Genomic DNA, 22,226 nt, shown 5'->3' with positions numbered 1-22,226 from the left:
GCCGCTCGTCATCACTGACAGCGGCCGTTTTGCAGGACGCGCTACGAATCAGTTCAACACTGCCGCACCACGTTTTTCCAGCTTGCGACGGCGGGCTACCAGCAGGCCGGCAGCCACCACCAACAGGCTCAGCAGGCCGGTCGCGAGGATTTCCACGCGGTGCGCTTCCTGGAACAGCATGATGGTCAGGGCCGCGACGATGAAGATGATCACCGCGTAGGTCAGGCCCGGGAACAGCCACATGCTGAAGACGATTTTCTCGCCACGGGCCATGCGCTGTTTACGCATGCGCAATTGCGAGAACGCGATCACCAGGTACACCAGCAATGCGATAGCACCGGAGCTGGCCAGCAGGAATTCGAACACGGCTGCCGGGGCCACGTAGTTGGCGAAGGTGCACAGGAACGCCGCGCCGGTGGACAGCATCACCGCCCAGTAAGGCGTACCGCTTTTGTTGGTGCGGGTCGACATGGCCGGGGCGTCGCCACGCTTGCCGAGGGAGAAGAGCATGCGCGAGGAGGTGTACAGCGCCGAGTTCAGGCAGCTGGTTACAGCAACCAGCACCACGATGTCGACGATCATCTTGGCGTTCGGGATGCCCATGCGCTCGAGCACGGTCTGGTAGGAGCCCAGGTTAGCCAACGCAGGATCGTTCCACGGCACCAGGGCCACGACGATGAAGATCGACACGAGGTAGAACAAGCCGATCCGCCAGATCACCGAGTTGGTGGCCTTGGAAATTTGCTTGCCCGGGTTCTTCGATTCCGCGGCCGCAATGGTGACGATTTCGGTACCCATGAAGGAGAACATGGTGGTCAGGATCGCGCCCAGCACCGCGCCCATGCCGTTCGGCAGGAAGCCGCCGCTGTCGAACAGGTGCGACACACCGCTGACCTGGCTGTTCGGCAGGAAGCCGAAGATTGCTGCCAGACCGAGGGCGATGAAGCCAATGATCGCCAGCACCTTGATCAGGGCGAACCAGAATTCGAACTCACCGTAGTTCTTCACGCTGAACAGGTTGGTGACGGTCAGCAGCAGCGTGATGACCAGCGCGAAGGCCCAGATGCCGACATCAGGGAACCATGCGTGCAGGATGGTTGCGGCGGCGTTGGCTTCCAGCGGAATCACCAGCACCCAGAACCACCAGTACAGCCAGCCGATGGTGAAACCGGCCCAATGCCCGATGGCACGGTCGGCGTAAGTCGAGAACGAGCCGGTGTCCGGCGAGGCAACAGCCATTTCGCCGAGCATGCGCATCACCAAAACCACCAGGGTACCGGCGGCGGCATAGGCCAGCAGTACCGCAGGGCCGGCAGCGGCGATGGCGTGGCCGGAGCCAACGAACAGACCGGCGCCGATCACACCGGCGATCGACAACATGGTCACATGACGCGGTTTGAGCCCCTGTTCGAGGCCATTGGAGCTTGGGGTACTGCTCATCGAAACTACCTTTGCAAGGAAAGCGATTGCGTCCGGCCCGTCTGGAATTTCCTTTCCGTAAAAAGAATCCAACGGGGCGTTCCTTATTCTGCACGCAATATTTGCGCCAAAATATTTCAAACTCTTCTGGGCTGCGGCCCACAGAGCGACCGGACAGTCATCGCAAGTCCTTGAGATTAATGGCTATTCGCCAGAACGTTACCCTGCGACTCACTTTCAGGACGAATCAGCGCACCAGAAACACACTGAAAAAGTGTGGGATGCACAATAAAAGGGCGAATCTGGAACGTTCGGCCGGATAGCGCTTCCAACACCCCGCCAAAGCTGGCAACATCGCGCCTTTTTTTACGCGACACCCACGGGTTTTCACGTTCAAACGCCCGTTCGGTTGTTGATAGGGCGACAGTCTGCTGCGCCGATGCGACAACCCGCCACACGCCATCCGTTTACTGCTCGCCGCGCTGTTGGCTGCCATTGAAACGCTATGCTAGCTTGGCCGCCTCGCCAGGAAGGCCAACCAACAGCAGGAGCAACATATATGAGGAACGCACATGGCTGAGGCCACGCCCGCGCTTGAAATCCGCAACTTGCACAAACGCTACGGACAGCTTGAGGTGCTCAAAGGCATCTCGCTGACCGCCCGCGACGGCGATGTGATCTCGATCCTCGGTTCCTCCGGTTCCGGCAAGTCCACGTTCCTGCGTTGCATCAACCTCTTGGAAAACCCGCATCAGGGCCAGATCCTGGTCGCCGGTGAAGAGCTCAAGCTGAAAGCCGCCAAAAATGGCGAACTGGTTGCCGCCGACGGCAAACAGATCAACCGCCTGCGTTCCGAGATTGGTTTTGTGTTTCAAAACTTTAATCTGTGGCCGCACATGAGCGTGCTCGACAACATCATCGAAGCCCCGCGCCGCGTACTCGGGCAGAGCAAGGCTGAGGCCATCGAGGTCGCCGAAGCGTTGCTGGCCAAGGTGGGCATCGCCGACAAGCGCCATGCGTATCCGGCGCAATTGTCCGGCGGTCAGCAGCAACGCGCCGCCATCGCCCGCACTTTGGCGATGCAGCCGAAGGTGATCCTGTTCGACGAGCCCACCTCGGCCCTTGACCCGGAAATGGTTCAGGAAGTACTTAGTGTCATCCGCGCACTGGCCGAAGAAGGCCGCACCATGCTGCTTGTGACCCACGAAATGGGCTTCGCCCGTCAGGTCTCCAGCGAAGTGGTGTTCCTTCACCAGGGCCTGGTCGAGGAGCAAGGATCGCCACAGCAAGTATTCGAAAACCCGCTTTCGGCGCGCTGCAAACAATTCATGTCCAGCAACCGCTAACGGAGCAACATGCATGCAGAATTTTAAAAAGGTCTTCCTGGCTGCGGCCGTCACCCTCGCGTTCAGCGCCGGTGCCATGGCCGAGACCCTGAAGATGGGCATCGAAGCGGCTTACCCGCCGTTCAACAATAAAGACGCCAGCGGCAACGTTGTCGGCTTCGACAAAGACATCGGCGACGCCCTGTGCGCGAAGATGAAAGTCGAGTGCACCGTGGTCACTTCCGACTGGGACGGCATCATCCCGGCCCTGAACGCGAAGAAGTTCGACTTCCTGGTCTCCTCGCTGTCGATCACCGAAGAGCGCAAAGGCGCGGTGGACTTCACCGACCCGTACTACTCGAACAAGCTGCAGTTCATCGCACCGAAAAACGTCGACTTCAAAACCGACAAGGACTCGCTCAAGGGCAAGACCATCGGTACGCAACGTGCGACCCTGGCCGGTACCTGGCTGGAAGACACCTACGCCGATGACATCAAGGTCAGCCTCTACGACACCCAGGAAAACGCCTACCTCGACCTGACCTCCGGTCGCGTCGACGCGATCCTCGCCGACAAGTACGCCAACTATGACTGGCTCAAAAGCGACGCCGGCAAGAACTACGAGTTCAAGGGCGACCCGGTGGTAGAAAGCGACAAGATCGGCATCGCTGTGCGTAAAGGTGACCCACTGCGCGAGAAGTTGAATGCTGCCCTGAAGGAAATCGTTGCCGACGGTACCTACAAGAAAATCAACGACAAGTACTTCCCGTTCAGCATCTATTGATTCTGACTTGCGGGACCGGCGCCGTGATTCTGCGGCGTCGGCTCCCCGCCTTGCCTGCCGCGATTTGAACAGAAATCCATGATTATCGACCTTTACGGATTCGGCCCGGCCCTCGCTGCCGGCGCGCTGATGACCGTCAAACTGGCTCTCACGGCCCTGTGCCTGGGGCTGGTCCTCGGCCTGCTAGGCGCATTGGCCAAGACTTCCCCGTACAAGCCTCTGCAATGGCTTGGCGGCACCTATTCGACCCTTGTGCGTGGTGTCCCGGAACTGCTCTGGGTGCTGTTGATCTACTTCGGTACGGTCAACATGATGCGCGCCCTCGGTGAGTTCTTCGGCAACCCCGACCTGCAACTCAGCGCCTTCGCTGCCGGCGTAATTGCGCTGGGCCTGTGCTTCGGCGCCTATGCCACAGAAGTGTTTCGCGGCGCGATCCTCGCCATTCCCAAGGGCCACCGTGAAGCCGGTGTGGCGCTGGGCCTGTCGAAATGGCGGATCTTCACCAAACTGATCATGCCGCAGATGTGGCGTATCGCCCTGCCCGGCCTGGGCAACCTGTTCATGATCCTGATGAAGGACACCGCGCTGGTGTCGGTGATTGGCCTGGAAGAAATCATGCGTCACGCGCAGATCGGCGTGACCGTGTCGAAACAGCCGTTCACCTTCTATCTGGTGGCCGCCGTCATGTACCTGGGCCTGACGGTCCTGGCGATGACCGGCATGCACTTCCTGGAAAAACGCGCCGCTCGCGGCTTTGCGAGGAGCGACTCATGAACTGGGAAGTCATCATCAAATGGCTGCCGAAGCTGGCGCAGGGCGCGACCCTGACCCTGGAACTGGTGGCGATCGCCGTGATTGCCGGCCTGCTGCTGGCGATTCCGCTGGGCATCGCCCGCTCTTCGAAGCTGTGGTACGTGCGCGCTTTGCCCTACGCTTACATCTTCTTTTTCCGTGGCACACCGTTGCTGGTGCAACTGTTCCTCGTCTATTACGGCCTGGCGCAGTTCGACGCGGTTCGCAGCAGTGCGCTGTGGCCCTATCTGCGCGATCCATTCTGGTGTACCACCGCGACCATGACCCTGCACACCGCAGCGTATATCGCGGAGATCCTGCGTGGCGCGATCCAGGCCATTCCGCCCGGGGAAATCGAAGCGGCGCGGGCGCTGGGCATGTCCAAACCCAAGGCAATGTTCTACATCATGCTGCCGCGTGCGGCGCGGATCGGGCTGCCGGCCTACAGCAACGAAGTGATCCTGATGCTCAAGGCCAGCGCGCTGGCGAGCACCGTAACCCTGCTGGAACTGACCGGCATGGCCCGCACGATCATCGCGCGCACTTATCTGCCAGTGGAAATTTTCTTCGCCGCCGGCGTGTTCTATCTGCTGATGTCCTACGTGCTGGTGCGCGGCTTCAAGCTGCTGGAGCGCTGGCTGCGCGTTGATGCCTGCCAAGGGCGTTAATGCTTCCCACGTGCTGACGGGCGAGCACCTGCTCGCCCGCTTCACCGCACTGGATACTTTTCTTACGACGTATCAGGCGCTGTGGAAACCTCGACCGTTCACCCACCTGCAACTTCCCTGGGAAGCGTCCTACCCGGAGCTGGCCTTATGGCTACGCGGACGGTCCCTCGAAGACGCGGAAAACGCTCACAATCACCCCACCGATCTCGCCGATGCGCCGGAGCCGTTCGCTTCACTGGCGGCGTTGTCAGCCGAGCTGAGCGCGGTCGGTGAACTGCCTGGACATGCGCTGCAAGCTGCCGGCCCCCGCTTGAACGTCGATGTCCCGGGGCGCAAGTGGCAGCAGATCGAGGCGTTCGCCAGTTGTTTGTCTTTTGCCTCCAAACCAAAGCATTGGCTCGACTGGTGCTCGGGCAAAGGCCATTTGGGGCGGCGGTTGCTGGGCGAGGGGCAACAGCTGACCTGCGTGGAGTACGATCCGGCATTGGTCGCCAGCGGTGAGGCGCTGAGTCAGCGTCATCGCCTGCAAGCCTTGCATGTAGAACAGGACGTGCTGGCAGCAGATGCATCAACCGTGTTGAGCGCTAACCACACACCTGTCGCCCTGCATGCCTGTGGCGATTTGCACGTGCGCCTGATGCAATTGGCCACTGCCGCCGGTTGTCGACAAATGGCGATAGCGCCGTGCTGCTACAACCGGATCAATCGCAGCGAATATCAACCATTGTCCTCGGCAGGTTCAAGATCCCTCCTACAGCTCTCGCTCGAAGATCTGGCATTGCCAATGAGCGAAACCGTCACCGCCGGTGCACGGGTCCGACGTCAACGCGACACCTCGATGGCCCGACGCTTGGCGTTTGATCTGCTGCAACGGCAAGTACGCAGCGTCGACGAATACCTGCCAACGCCATCCCTGCCCAGCGTCTGGCTGGACAAACCGTTCGCCGATTACTGTCGCGAACTGGCCGCAGTGAAAGAGTTATCCACAATTGGCTCACCGGATTGGCAGGCACTGGAGTTAGCCGGTTGGCAGCGGTTAGGCGAAGTTCGCAATCTGGAATTGCTCCGGGGATTATTCCGAAGACCTCTGGAGCTTTGGCTGAATCTGGATCGCGCACTTTTCCTCGTCGAACAGGGCTACACCGTGCGCCTTGGCACTTTCTGCGACACGCCCGTGACGCCGCGAAATTTCCTGCTGCTGGCAGAGCGTTCTTGAAACGTTACACCCTGTGGATAACTCTGTTGATGAATTTACTGTGGATCCAATAACCACGCCCGTTTCGGCCACTTAACGGCGCTGGTCATTTTTTGTTCATACAAATAAAGAACCTGCAAAACAGCAATTTGCGAACAAAATGAGAACGCGTCCACAAAATCGCACCTGAACGACCCATTGGGCCTTGGCGTTGTGCATAAGGCCCAAGCCCAAACGACATCACAACAGAATCAACGCTGGGTTGAGACGCATAAAAAGCCTCTCGGGAAGGATAGGAAACAGAGCGTGCTGTCACTGTTTTTACCCAATGAATCCGCACGTCGTCTGCCTCCGTAAAGCCCGATCCGCAGTCTGCTTAAAAATAGTCTGAATTCAGGGGTTTACAGAACCAACCCAATCGCTATAATCGTCGCCCACACGCCGGTATAGCTCAGTTGGTAGAGCAACTGACTTGTAATCAGTAGGTCCCGGGTTCGACTCCTGGTGCCGGCACCATACAAGGTTCCAGAGAAAGCTTTCAAAATCTCTGGAACCCCCGAAAAACCCGCCTTCTGGCGGGTTTTTTCGTTTTGGCGTTCCATCGGTTTCCGTCAGAAACTTGTGGATTCCAACTGTTTTAAGGGTGGGGTTTGGGATACAGGTCACTTCGATAAAAGGGAGTACCCTTATGTCGCGCACCACAGCTCCGCTCTCCGACGCCGCTTGCCGCTTGCCGCTTGGCAAAACCCACAGACCGCGCCTACAAGCTTTTCGACGGCGATGGCCTCTACCTTCTAGTCCAACCCAATGGCCGCAAAGGCTGGCGGCTCCGTTACGTCAAACCTTACGGACGCGAAGGACTGACCTCGTTCGGCAATTACCCCGTCATCGGCCTCGCCGATGCGAGCCGCAAGCGCTTGGAAGTTAAGCGAATGCTGGCGGATGGCGTTGATCCCATAGAGATCAAGCACCAAGCCAAGGCGGAAGCCGTGATCAAAGGAAGAACCTTTGAAAGCGTTGCGCTCGACTGGCACACGGAAATGTCGGCCAAGTGGGCACCAGGCCACTCCAAGACTGTGATGAGCCGCCTCAAAACCCACGTGTTCCCGCTGATCGGCGCACGCGCCATTGTTGATCTCGACACCCATGACCTTATGCAGCCCTTGGAAGCGATCAAGAAGCGCGGAACCATAGACGTAGCTTTAAGGGTACAAAACTACCTGCAGAGCATCATGCGCGAGGCAAAGCGCCTCCGACTTATCACCGCAAACCCTGCTTACGACCTCGAAGGCTCGATCAAGGCCCCGCAGGTGGTCCATCGCCCCGCTCAACCCTTATCGCGACTGCCGGAACTGCAGGAGCGGATCGACACCTACAAAGGCCGGGCACTTACCCGTCTGACGGTGATGCTGTCGCTGCATGTGTTTGTACGATCCAGCGAGCTGCGTTTCGCCCGCTGGAGCGAGTTCGACCTCAAGCGCGGCACCTGGGAGATACCGGACACTCGCCCCGCGCTGGAAGGAGTACCCTTTTCCACAAGGGGTACGAAGATGGCAGGGGATATCCATTTAGTACCCTTATCGCCGCAAGCAGTGGCGCTACTCGAAAAAATCCATGCCCTCACAGGCAAATTCGCATTGGTCTTCGCAGGGGATGCCAAACCCTGGAAGCCCATGTCTGAAAATACCGTGAACAACGCGCTTCGGACGATGGGATACGACACCAAAACCGATATCTGCGGGCATGGATTTCGTTCGATGGCCTGCAGCGCACTGATCGAGTCAGGATTGTGGTCGGAGACAGCTATTGAACGGCAGATGAGCCACGAGGAGCGCAACAACGTCCGCGCCGCTTACATCCACAAGGCCGAGTTCATCGAGGAGCGCAGGCTGATCATGAACTGGTGGAGCCGCTACCGGGAGGCCAACCGGCAGGAGCATGTCACTCCACACGAGTGCGCGAACCAGACCGGAGCGAACGTCACTCGTCCAAAAGCAAAACGTGGCGCAACCGAGTAAGCGCTCGGTCTTCATATCTCAGTGATCCGCTCGTCCACGCGGGTCCATCCAAACAGGGCTGCAAAGCCGCCCTGCTTGGATGGACCTCACTAAAAAATCTAAAGCCCAAGTAACTGTCTGTGGAAAACCACTGATTTCCACCGGTGGATAATTTCATCCACAGCCGCAGAACTCCCGAAAATTTGAGCCTTGACCCGAATTATCCACAGGCGTAGAAAAGATCGGGCAAAGCGTTGTCGTTGACAGCAACCCAGGTAGCCAGAACCTTTAAGGCTACGCCACACCGTGGTGGTTCTCCCAAAGTGCGATTAGCGTCCGGCGGCTCGCACGGTCACAGCGATGTGATGGATGCCTACTTTTACCAGTGTGCCCACTGCGGCAAACTCATCCCCTTTCATAGCTGCCCTGCAACAACCTATCCACTTGGCCATTCCCGTGCGCCAACCTGCGCCCGTCTCTTTCTCCCGGAAAGAGACGGGCGCTCCTACCGCTGCTGCAGCCCAACTCGTACAAGGCTTTGCGGCATTTCCCCTCGTGACAATCGGCGTGACAAACACCGAAGTCACCAGCAACAGCGATGCAGATGATGGTGCCGCAGCCCACGGAATGGACTGCATCTGACTGACAGTCAGGCATGCCCCGGTCATCGCATCCCTGCCTTCACCCGACTCAGGATCTCGCGGCGCCGGTCTCGTCAGCCAGTACAGCCTCCACCCGCCCACCTCTTCGGAGGTGTTCAGGAGGCCAGATCATGAGATGCCCAAGTTCCCGGTCGTAAGGAGCCGCCAGTCCCGCGTTAGTGGACAACCCTCACAGGTCGCAGGGGCCTTGATCCCTGATAACACTCAACATTCGTGGCGGGATGACGTGGGGAAGGTTTTACAAGTGTGGCTTCGAGAGGAGTTTGGTCATGGCATTGGTCGGTAGACGGGATGGGCGTAATTTTGGCTATGGTCGGCAATTGAGTTACGCCGGACCGCAGGCGTTGCAGGACATGTTTGGCGGTGGGCATTACGGCACGGTCAAGGCGCACAGTGATCGCTGGCAGGCGTTTGTGCGCTGGTGCCGCTCAGACGATGGACCAGGGCTCAACGATGCACGGCAGATAGATCGCCAGATCTTGTCGGATTACGCGGCGCATCTGAGTCACTTAGTCGAGCGCGGCGACCTCGCTATCGCCACCGCACAAAATCGATTATCCAGCCTGAACCGGACCATGGCAGCGCTTCGCGGTGATCAGTACGTGAAAGTACCGAGTCCGAGCAAGGCGTTGGAAATGCAGCGCACCAATGTTCGTCGCTCGGTGCCGCAAGGCCAAGACCGCGAACACGTGAAGCGGCTCGTCGCCGTGCTCTGCGAACACCAAATGCCGCGCGCTGCGGCCATCGCGCAGTTGGCGCGAGCCACCGGCATGCGCTTGCGCGAGGCGATTTTGGCCGACCTTCCGCGCCTGAAGCGCGAGTCCGAACAATACGGGAAGATCAACATCCAGGATGGCACCAAAGGTGGTCGCGCAGGTGCTTCGGCACCTCGCTGGATCGGGGTAGATAATCATATTCGTGATGCCCTGAGGTTTGCCGAACAGGCCTCGCCTGACACTAGCCGCAACGTATTAGCTCCGCACGAAAGCTACCAGGATTTCTTACAGGGCACTGTTCGCCCCGCTCGAGACATCCTCCACACGCACAACCTCAAAGGCTTCCACGAACTGCGGGCGGCCTATGCATGCGAACGCTACGAGCAAATCACCCTTCATCCCGCCCCAATCAATGGAGGCAATTGTTACCAGCTCGATCATCACCTCGATCAGAAGGCTCGAGCACAAATCAGCTATGAGCTGGGGCACGGTCGAATCGACGTTGTATCGGCGTACATTGGCGCTCGAGCATGAGCAAGCCATTCGATATGGAGATTTTTCTGGCGGGCGTTCTCACCGGGTCGCATGCCACTCGCGAACGTCACCTACGCCAAGCAAAGGCCATTCAAGCGGCGATCTCTGATCGCTGGCACCGAGAGAACCCATGGGCCTGGCAGAGAAAGCATCTCGCATGGTTTCTAAAAAACCACCTCAATCAGCACGCCGAATCAACGCGCTATTACTATCTACTGACCATGCAGTTGATCACTACTCGTCTAGGGAAGCCTTGGCAATTCAAAGTGATAGGTGCAGTTCCACCATCCATGGAGGACGTAAAGACCGACCATCGCAAAAAAATAGGAGTTCGGCAGAAACGACCCAATAGCGGACATTCGTCTCGGCAGGCGACGTACATCAGCACTGGGTCAGCTTTAGACTCACAGAATATGACTGTACATATCTCAGAGCTAGAACTCAGGGATGACCCGCCTACCCTTGTTTTTTTTGGGAATGCGGCTTAGGATCTCTTCATGTCAGTGACTAGGAGCATCTCCAGTCTCAAGCTGACCTCTAAAGGCCTGTATCCGAGTTACTTTTGTGTGACTTCCCCAATCTGCTGATTGAGGGAAGCCGCACGAACAGTAAAATTTGCGTTACCCGTAACTCCCTTCCTGCCTGCACCTAAAGATCACTTTCAACTGTTCAATTAGCTGTGCACTTATGGTGCATTCTGGCTTAATACCTGCTTATGCGCCTTTTTTTTGTTACAGTGACCCCAGCCTGAATCCATAGTCTGCTGTACATATATAGACTGAGGCAAACACCACAACAGTATTAGTTTTGCTGTCACGAATAAAAAATTCGCGTAACACATAGTGAGTCGAAGGTTTGAGGGGCTGTTATGGCAAAGAAAGAATTAAGCTCGATATTTGACGCCATGTATCATGGAAAACATGATTTCCAGGATTTTTTGGCGGGAGATATAACAACACGCTATAAAGTAACCACCCTCAAAGGCATGGAACTATACAAGACCGACGAAAAACTGAAGGCCTACCATAAATTTCTAAATTTATTTGTCTTCGAATTTTTAAAAGTAAATGAAAATGTTGTTTATTCCTACAGAAAAGGAGTGAACGTTGCAAGTGCAGTACAAAAACATGCCGGCAGCCGTCATTTTTTTCAAACAGACCTGAAAAACTTTTTTAACAGTATTGATAGCGCCTTAGTAAGAGAAACAGTAAAAAACAATTTCGACTCTATACCTGCCTCCGACATAGACAGATATTTAGATAGAATTATAGAAATGTCAACCGTAAATGACATGCTGCCCATTGGGTTTTCAACATCCCCTATTATTAGCAATGCGTGCCTTCAAAAATTTGACAGCATACTTGAAGATTACTGTATCGCTCAAAATCTAATTTACACTAGATATTCTGACGACATTATCTTGTCTAGCAGTGGGGACACCCGACTATATGGGATCGATACTACAGTTGGAGAAATGCTGAGAGAGTGTTTCGGCGAGAAGCTAAACCTAAACTTCAGCAAAACCAAATTTTCTTCTGTAGGAAATAAAATAAAAATTTTGGGGATGGTTATTTTGCCCAATGGAACCGTCACCATTGATTCAAAACTAAAAAATACAATTGAGGTTCTACTTCACTTCTACGCGAGCAATAAAACCAAATTCAATGATAGACTAGAATCAGAAAGTTCAAAACTAAAAGGCGACAACAGTGTTGGCCTTTTACAGATATCGGGTTATTTGAACTACGTAAACACTACCGACCCCCACTACTTAAATAAACTACGGAAAAAATATGGAACTTCAGTTGTTGACGCGTTTATTCGCGGCACGGTGAAGTAGCCATGAAGTTGAGAATCCAGATCTCCAACATTCAACACATTCGAAACATGCTTGTAGATTTAGACCTGAGTTCGTGCAAGTTAACCTGTATCGTAGGAAGAAACGGCGCAGGCAAAACCACGTTAGTCAAGGCTATTCAAAACCTCCAGTTTGCTGACACATTTGCACGGACATCCCCGGCTAGCATCTTCAATACAGACAGCGCCGTAACTTATACTGCAGAAGATGATAAATATAGCTTTTATTATGATCCGGAGATCAGGACACTCAACTCAAAAGATATAATACCAGACGAAATCAAGGCAAGCATTGATGCCGAATTGCCTATGCCATATGGCCAGAGATTTAACTTTTTCCAAAATATCATCTCAGCTGACCTAGATATTCGACGATCTATCGTATTGGATAATCATGAGCGTCCGTTAGAGCTTATAAAAATGCTGAATGAGATTTACTCTACTTCAAGATTTGATACCCTAGTAGAGATAAAAATCAAAAAAACAAACTATTATTGCGTTTTGTTAGACGATAGCAAATATATCCGAGAAGACTACTTGAGCTCCGGAGAGTTTTTTCTCATCAGCCTTTATCGAAAAATAAAGGCCGGGGCAAAACTCATTGCTATTGACGAAATAGATATTTCACTGGATGCTGCCGCACAAACAAAACTAGCTGGAAAGCTACGAGAGTTCTGTGAAAAGTATAAGGTTAACATTTTTTTCACCACGCACTCCCTCCCGTTAATGAAGACACTGCTGTACGGCGAGCTATTTCATTTGGAGGAGGTAGACGGAATTGTAAGCCCACTTCCAGTCTCTTACAACTTCATCAAAAGTTTGTTATTTGGATTCGAGGGATGGGACAAATACATCTTAACTGAAGACAAAGTACTGCAGCGCTTTTTAGAATTCATTATTAATAAATTTTGCGCAGAAACTTTTTATCGATTCAAAATTATTTACATTGGTGGAGCGCCCAATGTAGTTAATTTAATGCAAAGAAATGCTGACGAAGAATTTCTGTCGACAAAAGATAACGTAATTTCGATACTGGATGGAGACCAAGCAGACCAAAAGCACACTCTTAATTTTAAGAATGTTCATTGCATCCCTCTTAGCAGCGTGGAGAAGAAAATTTACGAGGATTATCTGTCAGGTGCAGAAGAACTAGTACGAGTGTCCGCCGGTCTTACGTTTCATGACGACAAAGACATGTTCAGCAAGTTAACTGGTAAACGGCTAATGTCAGAAGCTCAAATCTTTGAGTATTTGTGCCGTATCTACATTGACGAAATAACGAAATTCTCGGAAATACTAAAGTCCTTTTTATACGACCCCGTAGACCCAAAGGTCTGAAACGAATTCTATAAATGATAGGGGACTGCTCGTTCTGGTCCGGAGTATCGCCAACAGATAGCCCCATCAAAAAGGATACATTTAGAGATAGAATAAAAAATACATATAACAAATATTTTTTTTACAATGGGTTGTAGCGCTGTTCGACTCCTGGTGCCGCACCATACAAAACAAAGCCCCTGCAGAAATGCAGGGGCTTTGTTGTTTCTGGCGTTTGGAACTTCCAGCCGCTTCCACATCGCTGCGACAAGTTCAGCGACTGCTTGTCTCGATCAATCGACCAAGCTGTGCTTGCCACGCCTCAAACGTTACATTTTCACATCAGCCCAACATTGACGGGCTCTTGCACCTACCTGTACTGCACCGCAACACACCCGCCAAGCCTAGGTTGACCTGGTCAGCAAGCGCAAATCGTGCGGTTTTTTTTGCCTGGAGAAATTACATGAGGCCCTTCGATTGTTATCGGCATGTATACAAGAGCGGGATTGATAGATGCCAATACAAAACGCAAAGCTTATTTAAGGATTTCGGAAGCTGAGGCCGATTCGGCGCTCTGCACCAGATCGATCAGCCAGGTGCGGAAAGCCACGACTTTTTTCGAGTTGGCAATTTCCAGCGGCGTCACCAGGTAGAATCCCAGATCGGACTTCAACTTGAGGTTGAACGGCGCTACCAGTTTCCCGGCCTTCAAATCGTCATCGACGTAGGTGGAGCGACCGATGCACACCCCCAATCCGTCAATGGCAGCCTGCACCGCCATCATTGCCAGATCGAAGGTCAGCCGCGTGCCTTCGGCGAGCTTCTTCGGTTGTCCTGCCGCGCTCAACCACATGTTCCAGTCGTTGCTGGTCATGCCGCTGACCTGCAATAGCGTGTGATTGGCCAGATCGACCGGGCTTTTCAAGGCTTTGGGGCCAGTCAACAGCTTGGGGCTGCACACAGGAAAGATCTCGTCGGACATCAGCCAGTCCGCCCGCAAACCCTTCCAGTCGCCAAAGCCGTAGCGGATCGCTGCGTCGATGCCGCCCTTGCGGAAGTCGACCAGTTCGGTTGATGCGGTGACCCGCACGTCAATGTTGGGAAATGCATCCTGAAAGGATGCCAGGCGCGGCAACAGCCATTTGGACGCTAGGGAAACCAGGGTGCTGATGGTCAATGCGCTGTTGTTGGTCGACTCGAGCAACATTTCCGTGGAATAGCGCAACTCATGAAACGCCGAGCGAATGCCAGGTAAATAGGCATGGCCTTCAGTGGTAAGCGCCAGGCCGTCCTTGAGCCGCAGAAACAGGCGAATGCCCAGTTCATCTTCAAGTCGGCGAATCTGATGACTGATGGCCGTCTGCGTGACATTGAGCTCTTCAGCGGCCTTCGTAAAACTCATATGGCGGGCAGCAGATTCAAACGCTTTCAATCCATTGAGAGAGGGAATTCTGGCAACCATAAGACTTCGTAATGCTCATGATATTTTGTCATAAGGTAGCACTCAAGAAGTCCTTTGCAAAATGTTTCAGCGGTCGTAGATCCTAGCGTCGTTCTCAAGCCACAACGGCTTTAAAACGACCACTCAAAGGATGAGATCGCCGTGAATAAAACAGTTGAAATCAACAACAGCCCGGACGAAAAAGCGCCACAACTGAAGGCTCGCAATGCCTCGAGAATGGCTGAAATCAGCCGTCCACATTTCGACGCCGCGTATGAAAAAGGTCTGATGGGGGTTTCCTGCCGTGTGCTCGACAACCGCCGCATCGAAATTGCCACCAGCGGCAAGGAAGTGATCGACTACACCCGCTGCGGTTACCTCAACCTGGACGCCCACCCCAAAGTGCTCGCCGCCGCCAAGGCCTCGATGGATGACATCCCGTCGGCGCACTTTTCGGTAGCCCGCACACGCCTCTCCGCCGAGCCGCTGGTACGCCTGGAACACACTCTGGCCAAGCTGTTTGATGTAAACGGTGTGGTGGTGTTCCCGACCGTGGCTGCCGCCAACATGGGCGCCTTGCCGCTGCTGGCTGCCGGCCTGTTCACTGGCGGTGAAAAACCGCTGATCGCTTTCGACCGTTTCGCCCACGTGACTCTGCAGTACCACATCCCGGTTCTGCGCGAAGAAACTGATGTGATCGTGATCGAGCACAACGACCTCGAACACCTGGAGCGTCTGTGCCAGGGCGGTCGCAAGGTCGCCTACGTGGGCGATGGTGCCTACTCGATGGGCGGCGCGGCGCCGGTTCGTGAGCTGCGAGCCCTGCAGGACAAGTACGGTCTGTTTGTGTATCTGGACGATGCCCACGGTATTTCGGTGGTTGGCCAGCACGGTGAAGGTTTCGTCCGCTCGCAACTGGACGGCCTGGATGAGAACACCATCGTGGCCGCATCCCTGGGTAAAGGCTATGGCGCAGCGGGCGGTCTGTTGATGCTTGGCACCAAGCACATCGAGAACTCGATCCGTCGCTATGCACCCACCTACGGCTTCTCCTGCGCACCAAACATGGCTGCCGTGGGCGCAGCACTGGCGTCGGCGGAAATCCATGCCTCGCCGGAACTGCACAAACTGCAACGCTCGCTGCGCAACAACATGAAGCTGTTCGACAACCTGATCCCGACCGAAACCAGCGGCAGCGAATTGCCGATCCGGATCGTGCGTATCGGTAACGAAGAGGAAGCCATCGCCAAGGGTGAGTACCTGCTGCAACAGGGTCACTACACTTCCGTCGTGTTCTTCCCGACCGTACCACGCGGTCAGGCAGCACTGCGCATGTCGGTCACCTCGGCACACAACCCGGCCGACATCCTCGATCTGAGCCTGATGCTCAAAAGCAGCGATTCAAATCTGGATAGCACCCCTACCGCTAATCAACTCCAGCCGGCGCTGGCCGTTTGACTGACGTCGTGCAGGAGACTCTCAACGTGAAGCGAACGGATCTGGCGGAAACCTTCGTCACGGCAGTGACGGATTTCGATATCAACACGGCTTCCCTGGACGAGATTCGTGCCATCCAGGAGCTGGTATACGAACGCAAAGTGGTGGCACTGAAAAACCAGACACTGACCCGTGAGGGCTATCAACAGTTCGCAGCGTGCTTCGGGGAACTCGAACAGTTCAAGCTCAAGAGTTACCACGACCCGGCGTATCCGAACATTCTGGTGATCAATAACCGCAACGGAGCTGGCGCGGTCGGTGCGCGCAAGCTCGGCAACATGTGGCATAGCGACTCCAGCTACCTGGCAGAACCACTGCCGCTGACCATGCTGCACGCGCAACAGATTCCCTCGACGGGTGGCGATACGCTCTTCGTGGATATGCAATCGGTGTATGACGATCTGCCCAAGGATTTGTACGAGCGGGTCAAAAATCGTCAGGCGGTACATGACGTTCGCTGGACTTACAAAGTCAAGGAAGACGATGTCGGGGAGTCGATCCAGGAAATCTTCACTCGCCTGGAGCAGACCTTCCCGGCCAGCACCCACCCAACGGTTGCCGTGCATCCGCGCACACAGCGCGAAAGCCTGTACGTCAACCCGGGCTACACCACGCGCATCAGCGGTTATTCGCAAGAGCAAAGTCGGGCGTTGCTTGATGAGCTGTTCGCGTTTGCCCTGACGCCGGAGCGGGTTTTCAACTACCAGTGGGAGTCTGACGACCTGCTGATCTGGGATAACCGTTCGGTGCTGCACTGCGCTACCGAGCTGTCGCGCGATGCCGAGCGGGTGATGTTCCGCATCGGCGTCAATGACGGCGAGTTCTTTGCCCGGGACGCGTTAAAGGAGCACGTCGCATGAGCAGCAAGCGCGTACTGATTGCCCATATCCTGGGCGCCGAAGGCAAGCAAATGCTGCGCGAGCGTGACGACATCGAAGTGGTGGAGTTTCCTAACACCATCGAGCAGGGCCAGTTCCAGGCCTTGCTCGAAAGCTTCGATGAAGTGCACGGCGTGGTTCTCGGCCTGACCCGGTTCGGCACCGCCGAATTGCAACGCGCGCCGGGTTTGCAGGTGGTGTCGCGGATCGGCGTGGGCTTCGACGCCGTCGATATCCCGGCGATGACCGAGGCCGCGATTCCAGTGATGGTCTGCGCCAATGCCAATCACCGGGCAGTGGCGGAGCACACGCTGGGTTTCATGCTGTCCTTGGCGAAACGTACCGAGGCGTTGACTCATCTGGTGCGCAACGGCAATTGGCATCAGCGCTACGACTACCTGCCCAGTGAACTGGAAGGCCGCGAAGTGCTGCTCGTCGGTTGCGGCAGGATCGGCGCCCGTGTTGCCACGCTCCTCGTGGCGCTGGGGATGCGCGTCAAGGTGTACGACCCATACCTCGCTCCACGGCAATTGCCCCACGGCGTAGAACCGGTTGCAGTGCTCGAACACGGATTGGCCAGTGCTGATTACGTCAGCTTGCACTGCCCGAAGACTGCCGAAACGGTCGGCTTGCTGTCCGCCGAGCGTTTAGCCCTGATGAAACCCCAGGCGTATGTGATCAACACCGCACGTGGCGGCATCGTCGACGAGCAGGCGCTTTATCAGGCACTGGTCGAGAAACGCATCGCCGGTGCCGCGCTGGACGTGTTCCTGCCAGAACCGCCTCCCCACGGCAGCGGTCTGCCCAGCCTCGACAACGTTATCTGCTCGCCGCACCTGGCCGGGGTTTCCCGCGAGGCAGTGAGCCGCATGGCGAAACTGGCCGCCGGCAACGTACTCGACGTTTTCGACGCTCAACCAAACCGCGACAAGGTGGTGAACCCGCAGGTGTTCGACCGAACGTTCCACCTGGCTGAAGCAGACTCCGCCGACGCCATCCCTTACCCAATCTGACTTGTGAGCAATGGAATGTACTTACGCTATCAGCTGTTCGATGACCAACGCGACGCACTGATCCTCGTGGCACGGATCATGATTCTGATCCTGTACGGCTATTTCGGCTTTACCTATGTCACCGACCACGGCAGCTTCGTGACCTACCTCAAATCGGTAAACGCGCCGATCCCTGAGTTCACCGCGATCGTCGCCACCCTCGTCGAATTCTTCGGCGGACTGGCCCTGCTGTTCGGCTTCTGGACCCGGCCCATCGCAGCGATTTTCGTGCTGTACACCATCGGCACCGGGATCATCGGCCATGCGTTCTGGAACACCACCAATCCGGCCGATCATCACACCCTGTTCGTGCACTTCTTCAAGAACGTGAGCATCGCCGGCGGTTTCCTTTTCCTCTGCCTGTTGGGGCCTGGAAAGTACTCGATCGACAAACGTTGATCTGCTGACGGCGGGTGCAGAAATGCGCCCGCCGTTTTTTCTATTCAGTCCCTGCGGATACCCAAGATGAACGAATTGATTGAACCGGTTGCCGACCTTCGAGACTGGCTGGCACGGGCCGAGAAGATCGGCGAACTGCAGACCGTCTCGCAAGCCGTCGACCCGATTGAAGAAATGAGCGCAATCACTTATCTGGTAGCTCGCCAGACCACCTCGCCTGCGGTGCTCTTCGACCAGGCCGATTCGGCATTGGGATTGCGTCATTTGTGGAACATCTTCGGCCCGAGCGTGGCGCGCACCGCGATCACCCTTGAAGAGGCTCCGGATACGCCGACCATGGAACTGATCCGGCGCACCAAAGACAAGCTCAAACACAGCATCGCCCCGCTTGAAATCTCGGCTGAAGCCGCGCCGATCTACCAGAACACCCTCACCGGCAACGACATTGACCTGACCCGCCTGCCGATCCCCAAACACTGGCCAAGGGATGGCGGCGCCTACGCCGGTACCGCGGATGCGGTGTTCACCCGGGACCTGGAGTCCGGCTACCTGAACGTCGGCACTTATCGAATGATGATCCAGGGTCCGCGCGAGGTCGGCCTGTCGCTGGCACCGGGTAAGGATGCCCTGCGCCATATCCACCAGGCGTGGGCCAGGGGCGAGGCTCTGCCCGTCGCGGCAGCCTGGGGCGTCGATCCATTGATGATGGTGGTGGGATCACAGTCGTTGCCGCCGGGCGTCAGCGAGTATGATTTTGCCGGTGGCATCAAGGGCAAACCCATTGAAGTGGTGCGCGCGAGAAACTCCGACCTGCTGATTCCTGCCGCAGCGGAGATTGTCATTGAGGGCGTCATTCGCCCGGGCTCAACCCGTGAAGAAGGGCCTTTCGGTGAGTTCACCGGCTATTACGGCTACAAGGACATCGATTGCCCGCTAATCGAAGTCACCGCCCTGCACTACCGCACCCGACCGATCCTGACCAACGCCCTGATGGCCGATTTCCCCTCGAACGAGCAAAGCGCGTTTTTCTCTACCATCCGTTCGGCCAAGATCTGGAACGACCTCGACAAGCTCGGCATTCAGGGCATCAAAGGGGTGTATTGCCCGCCCGCCGCTGCCGGGGCCTTCGGCATGATCATCATCAGTCTCGAACAGAAATACGCCGGGCATGCCGCACAAGCCTTGGCCCTCGCCGGCCAGGTGCCCGGTGGCGCCTACATCAGCAAATGGATTGTCGCGGTAGATGAGGACGTCGATCCCACCGACATGAATCAAGTGCTGTGGGCTATGGCCACGCGCGCCACGCCCAGCGATGACATCGACATTCTGCGCAACACCCGCGGCTCGCCGCTGGACCCGGCACAGAACCCGCCTGAGAAGCGTTTCTTCGGTTCCAAAGCCTTAATCAACGCTTGCAAGGATTACCGCAACATTCGCAACTTCCCGACCCGCACCCTGTTGCGTCCATCAATCTATGAACGCGTGCGCGAGCGCTGGAACGATTTGGGTCTGCCGGGCGAAGCGCCAGCGGTCAGCGCATTCGACAACACGGTGGATTCCCATGAGCAGCCCTGAACGACGAATCGTGGTCGGCATCAGCGGTGCCAGCGGCGTGATTTACGGAGTGCGCACACTGAAGCTGCTGCGCGAGCTGGACATTGCCACCCACCTGATCATGACCAAATCGGCTCAAGTCACGCTAGCCCATGAACTCGATATGAAAGTGGCAGATGTCAAAGCGCTTGCCAGCGTCGTGCACGATCCCGCGGACATCGGCGCATCGATTTCCAGTGGCTCGTTCAAGACCCTGGGCATGGTGGTGACCCCGTGCTCGATCAAGAGTCTTTCGGAAATTTCCAGCGGCATCACCGGCAGCCTGCTCAGTCGCGCCGCCGATGTGACGCTCAAGGAGCGCCGGCCATTGATTGTGATGGTGCGGGAAACGCCGTTACATCTTGGACATCTGCGCAGCATGACCCAGATCTGTGAGATGGGCGGCATCGTGATGCCGCCGGTACCGGCGTTTTATGCCCGACCGCAATCCATCGAAGACATGGTCGATCACACGGTTGGCCGAATGCTCGATCTGTTGGGGCTGGACACCGGGACAGTACGTCGCTGGGGTTGAATGTCGCTGTTGGCTGCATCTTCGGCAAGCGTGCTTCGGCGCCTTGCCGAATCGCTCTTTCACAACCTGAACCCACACAACAACGTTGCGTTTGCCTGCCTGCTCGAGACGGGGCAGGCAACGCTACGTCGATTCATTGAAATACTCACCGGACAGCTTCGGCGCGCCGGTCAGCATTCACTCACGACATCGACTCCGTCGGTGTACAACCGCAGTACAGTCAACAAGGCGGCGGCAACGAACGACAGGGCAATGATCGATAAGGCGCCGGTGGCGTGCCCCGGCGCTTGGAGCGTGGCGCCGAGCAAGGCAATACCGGTCACCCCGCCACATTGGCGCGCGGCATTGAGTACCCCGGAACCGACGCCGACCTTGCCGCTCGGCACACTCGCCAGACAAGCGCCGACGATGACCGGCAACGTCGCACCGCCCAGACCGATCAACAATCCCCCGAGCATCAGGCTGATGCGATCCACTCCGTACAGCGCCAGCAATGCCGCCCCGAGCGCTCCACAAAGCATGCCGGCGGCACCGACTGAACGGGCACCGAAAGCATTGGACAAACGCCCCGAGAGACTCGCCATCACGCCAGTCGCAATCGTCATCGGGATCATTGCCAGACCGATCTCCACCGGCGTCCGGCCCTGCCCCTGCAATGCGAAGGGCAGCACGAAGAGGCTGCCGTAATACGCCAGGGTTTGCAGAAACCCGGCACCAATGGCGGCGGAAAAGGTTCTGGACTCGAACAGATTCAGCGGCAGCATCGGTTCACGCTGCGCCTGCTGCGAATAGATAAACGCCGCGCCCGAAACCAGCGCCACCAGTAATGTCGCGATTACCCAGGGGTTGCCCCAGCCCCACACCGGCCCTTCAATCAGGGCAAAGATCAACGACACCAACGCCAGCGCCGAAAGCATCTGTCCCGCCCAGTCAATCGAACGCGGCTGGATGGCAAGGCGACTGCTGCGTACCGCGCAACAGCCCAAGGCAATCAGGCAGAACGGTACGTTCAGATAAAAAATCGAACGCCAGTCGACCAGTTCCACCAGCATGCCCCCCAACAACGGGCCGCTCACCAGCGCGAGTGCAGAGATCCCGCCCCACAAGGCCACTGCCTTGGCCCGCGCCTTGGGATCGGGATACGCCTCGACCAGCAACGCCATGGAACACGGCAGCATCAGTGCCGCACCGATGCCTTGAATGGCCCGCGCGGCAATCAGTTCAACAACGCCTTGTGCCAACCCGCAGGCCACCGATGAACCGGTAAAAACCAACAGGGCAAACAGAAACACCTTCCTGGCTCCCAGACGATCACTCAACGCACCGGCGGACAACAGCAGGCTGGCAAACACCAGGGTGTAGGCGCCGGCGATCCATTGCAGCCGATCCATACCCGTTACCAGGTCAATCCCGATGCTCGGCAGCGCCACGTTAAGCGCTGTGACATCCAGCGCGACCATGAACGAACTCAACGCCACGCTCACCAGAACAGGAGCTGCCGAGACGGGGCTGGCCGCCAGATCCATTGACAAGGTTTTGCCCACTTTCCAACACCTCACTGTGTA

Annotated in this window: 17 protein-coding genes, 1 tRNA gene and 2 pseudogenes; 17 read left to right on the top strand and 3 right to left on the bottom strand. The window is 56.3% G+C overall.

All coding sequences use genetic code 11. The features are described 5' to 3' along the window. Window positions 1-48 precede the first annotated feature (48 nt). Window positions 49-1,440: a GABA permease gene (gene gabP, locus AACY19_RS04045; protein ID WP_339448166.1), complete on the bottom strand. Its 1,392-nt coding sequence runs from the start codon at window positions 1,438-1,440 to the stop codon at window positions 49-51. Between the two features lie 551 nt (window positions 1,441-1,991). Here gabP and AACY19_RS04040 point away from each other — a divergent pair. The 11 genes and pseudogenes from AACY19_RS04040 (at window position 1,992) to AACY19_RS03990 (ending at window position 13,287) form a co-directional block, all read left to right on the top strand. Then, window positions 1,992-2,765, top strand: a complete 774-nt coding sequence (locus AACY19_RS04040; RefSeq protein WP_025110949.1) for an ABC transporter ATP-binding protein — start codon at window positions 1,992-1,994, stop codon at window positions 2,763-2,765. Window positions 2,766-2,778: 13 nt separating this feature from the next. Beyond that, window positions 2,779-3,528, top strand: a complete 750-nt coding sequence (locus tag AACY19_RS04035) for an ABC transporter substrate-binding protein (RefSeq protein ID WP_339448163.1) — start codon at window positions 2,779-2,781, stop codon at window positions 3,526-3,528. A 78-nt stretch (window positions 3,529-3,606) separates the two neighbouring features. Continuing rightward, entirely contained in the window at window positions 3,607-4,302 is a 696-nt protein-coding gene (locus AACY19_RS04030) for an ABC transporter permease (RefSeq protein ID WP_339448161.1), read from the top strand. Next, window positions 4,299-4,988 carry an ABC transporter permease gene (locus tag AACY19_RS04025; RefSeq protein WP_003220713.1) on the top strand — a complete coding sequence of 230 codons (690 nt, stop codon included), beginning with the start codon at window positions 4,299-4,301 and terminating at the stop codon, window positions 4,986-4,988. The genes AACY19_RS04030 and AACY19_RS04025 overlap by 4 nt, the downstream gene beginning before the upstream one ends. Then, entirely contained in the window at window positions 4,969-6,204 is a 1,236-nt protein-coding gene (locus tag AACY19_RS04020; RefSeq protein ID WP_339448159.1) for a methyltransferase, read from the top strand. The genes AACY19_RS04025 and AACY19_RS04020 overlap by 20 nt, the downstream gene beginning before the upstream one ends. 419 nt (window positions 6,205-6,623) lie before the next feature. Then, window positions 6,624-6,699, top strand: a tRNA-Thr gene (locus tag AACY19_RS04015). Between the two features lie 172 nt (window positions 6,700-6,871). Further along, a pseudogene (locus tag AACY19_RS04010) lies at window positions 6,872-8,201 on the top strand (tyrosine-type recombinase/integrase). A 910-nt stretch (window positions 8,202-9,111) separates the two neighbouring features. Next, window positions 9,112-10,092, top strand: a complete 981-nt coding sequence (locus AACY19_RS04005; protein ID WP_339448157.1) for an integrase domain-containing protein — start codon at window positions 9,112-9,114, stop codon at window positions 10,090-10,092. Next, a pseudogene (locus AACY19_RS04000) lies at window positions 10,089-10,355 on the top strand (hypothetical protein); the annotation flags it as partial. The gene AACY19_RS04005 and the pseudogene AACY19_RS04000, both read left to right, overlap by 4 nt. A 605-nt stretch (window positions 10,356-10,960) precedes the next feature. Then, entirely contained in the window at window positions 10,961-11,932 is a 972-nt protein-coding gene (locus AACY19_RS03995; protein WP_339448155.1) for a reverse transcriptase domain-containing protein, read from the top strand. Window positions 11,933-11,934: 2 nt separating this feature from the next. Further along, entirely contained in the window at window positions 11,935-13,287 is a 1,353-nt protein-coding gene (locus tag AACY19_RS03990) for an ATP-dependent nuclease (RefSeq protein ID WP_068936921.1), read from the top strand. A gap of 514 nt (window positions 13,288-13,801) precedes the next feature. On the opposite strand, the gene AACY19_RS03985 is transcribed toward AACY19_RS03990, so the two are convergent. Then, window positions 13,802-14,728, bottom strand: a complete 927-nt coding sequence (locus tag AACY19_RS03985) for a transcriptional regulator GcvA (RefSeq protein ID WP_339448151.1) — start codon at window positions 14,726-14,728, stop codon at window positions 13,802-13,804. 141 nt (window positions 14,729-14,869) lie between these two features. On the opposite strand from AACY19_RS03985, the gene AACY19_RS03980 reads away from it, so the two are divergent. The 6 genes from AACY19_RS03980 (at window position 14,870) to AACY19_RS03955 (ending at window position 20,661) form a co-directional block, all read left to right on the top strand. Further along, complete coding sequence (locus AACY19_RS03980; RefSeq protein ID WP_339448149.1) at window positions 14,870-16,165, top strand: aminotransferase class I/II-fold pyridoxal phosphate-dependent enzyme; 1,296 nt, start codon at window positions 14,870-14,872, stop codon at window positions 16,163-16,165. A gap of 26 nt (window positions 16,166-16,191) precedes the next feature. Next, window positions 16,192-17,064 (top strand): TauD/TfdA dioxygenase family protein, encoded by an 873-nt coding sequence (locus AACY19_RS03975; RefSeq protein WP_339448147.1) that lies wholly within the window; start codon window positions 16,192-16,194, stop codon window positions 17,062-17,064. Beyond that, on the top strand, window positions 17,061-18,095 hold the full coding sequence (locus AACY19_RS03970) for a hydroxyacid dehydrogenase (RefSeq protein WP_339448145.1): 1,035 nt from the start codon (window positions 17,061-17,063) through the stop codon (window positions 18,093-18,095). The genes AACY19_RS03975 and AACY19_RS03970 overlap by 4 nt, the downstream gene beginning before the upstream one ends. 15 nt (window positions 18,096-18,110) lie before the next feature. Next, window positions 18,111-18,533, top strand: a complete 423-nt coding sequence (locus tag AACY19_RS03965; protein WP_045157108.1) for a DoxX family protein — start codon at window positions 18,111-18,113, stop codon at window positions 18,531-18,533. Window positions 18,534-18,599: 66 nt separating this feature from the next. After that, a complete protein-coding gene (locus AACY19_RS03960) occupies window positions 18,600-20,108 on the top strand; it encodes a UbiD family decarboxylase (protein WP_339448140.1) in 1,509 nt (502 codons plus the stop codon). Continuing rightward, window positions 20,095-20,661, top strand: a complete 567-nt coding sequence (locus tag AACY19_RS03955) for a UbiX family flavin prenyltransferase (RefSeq protein ID WP_339448138.1) — start codon at window positions 20,095-20,097, stop codon at window positions 20,659-20,661. The genes AACY19_RS03960 and AACY19_RS03955 overlap by 14 nt, the downstream gene beginning before the upstream one ends. A 170-nt stretch (window positions 20,662-20,831) precedes the next feature. Here the strand turns inward: AACY19_RS03955 and AACY19_RS03950 are convergent, their stop codons facing one another. After that, a complete protein-coding gene (locus AACY19_RS03950) occupies window positions 20,832-22,205 on the bottom strand; it encodes an MFS transporter (protein ID WP_339448136.1) in 1,374 nt (457 codons plus the stop codon). Window positions 22,206-22,226 lie beyond the last annotated feature (21 nt).

Source organism: Pseudomonas sp. EA_5y_Pfl2_R50, from assembly GCF_963970475.1.
Taxonomy (GTDB): domain Bacteria; phylum Pseudomonadota; class Gammaproteobacteria; order Pseudomonadales; family Pseudomonadaceae; genus Aquipseudomonas.
The sequence above is the reverse complement of the archived record's forward strand: the minus strand, read 5'-3'. Positions and strand labels throughout refer to the sequence as shown.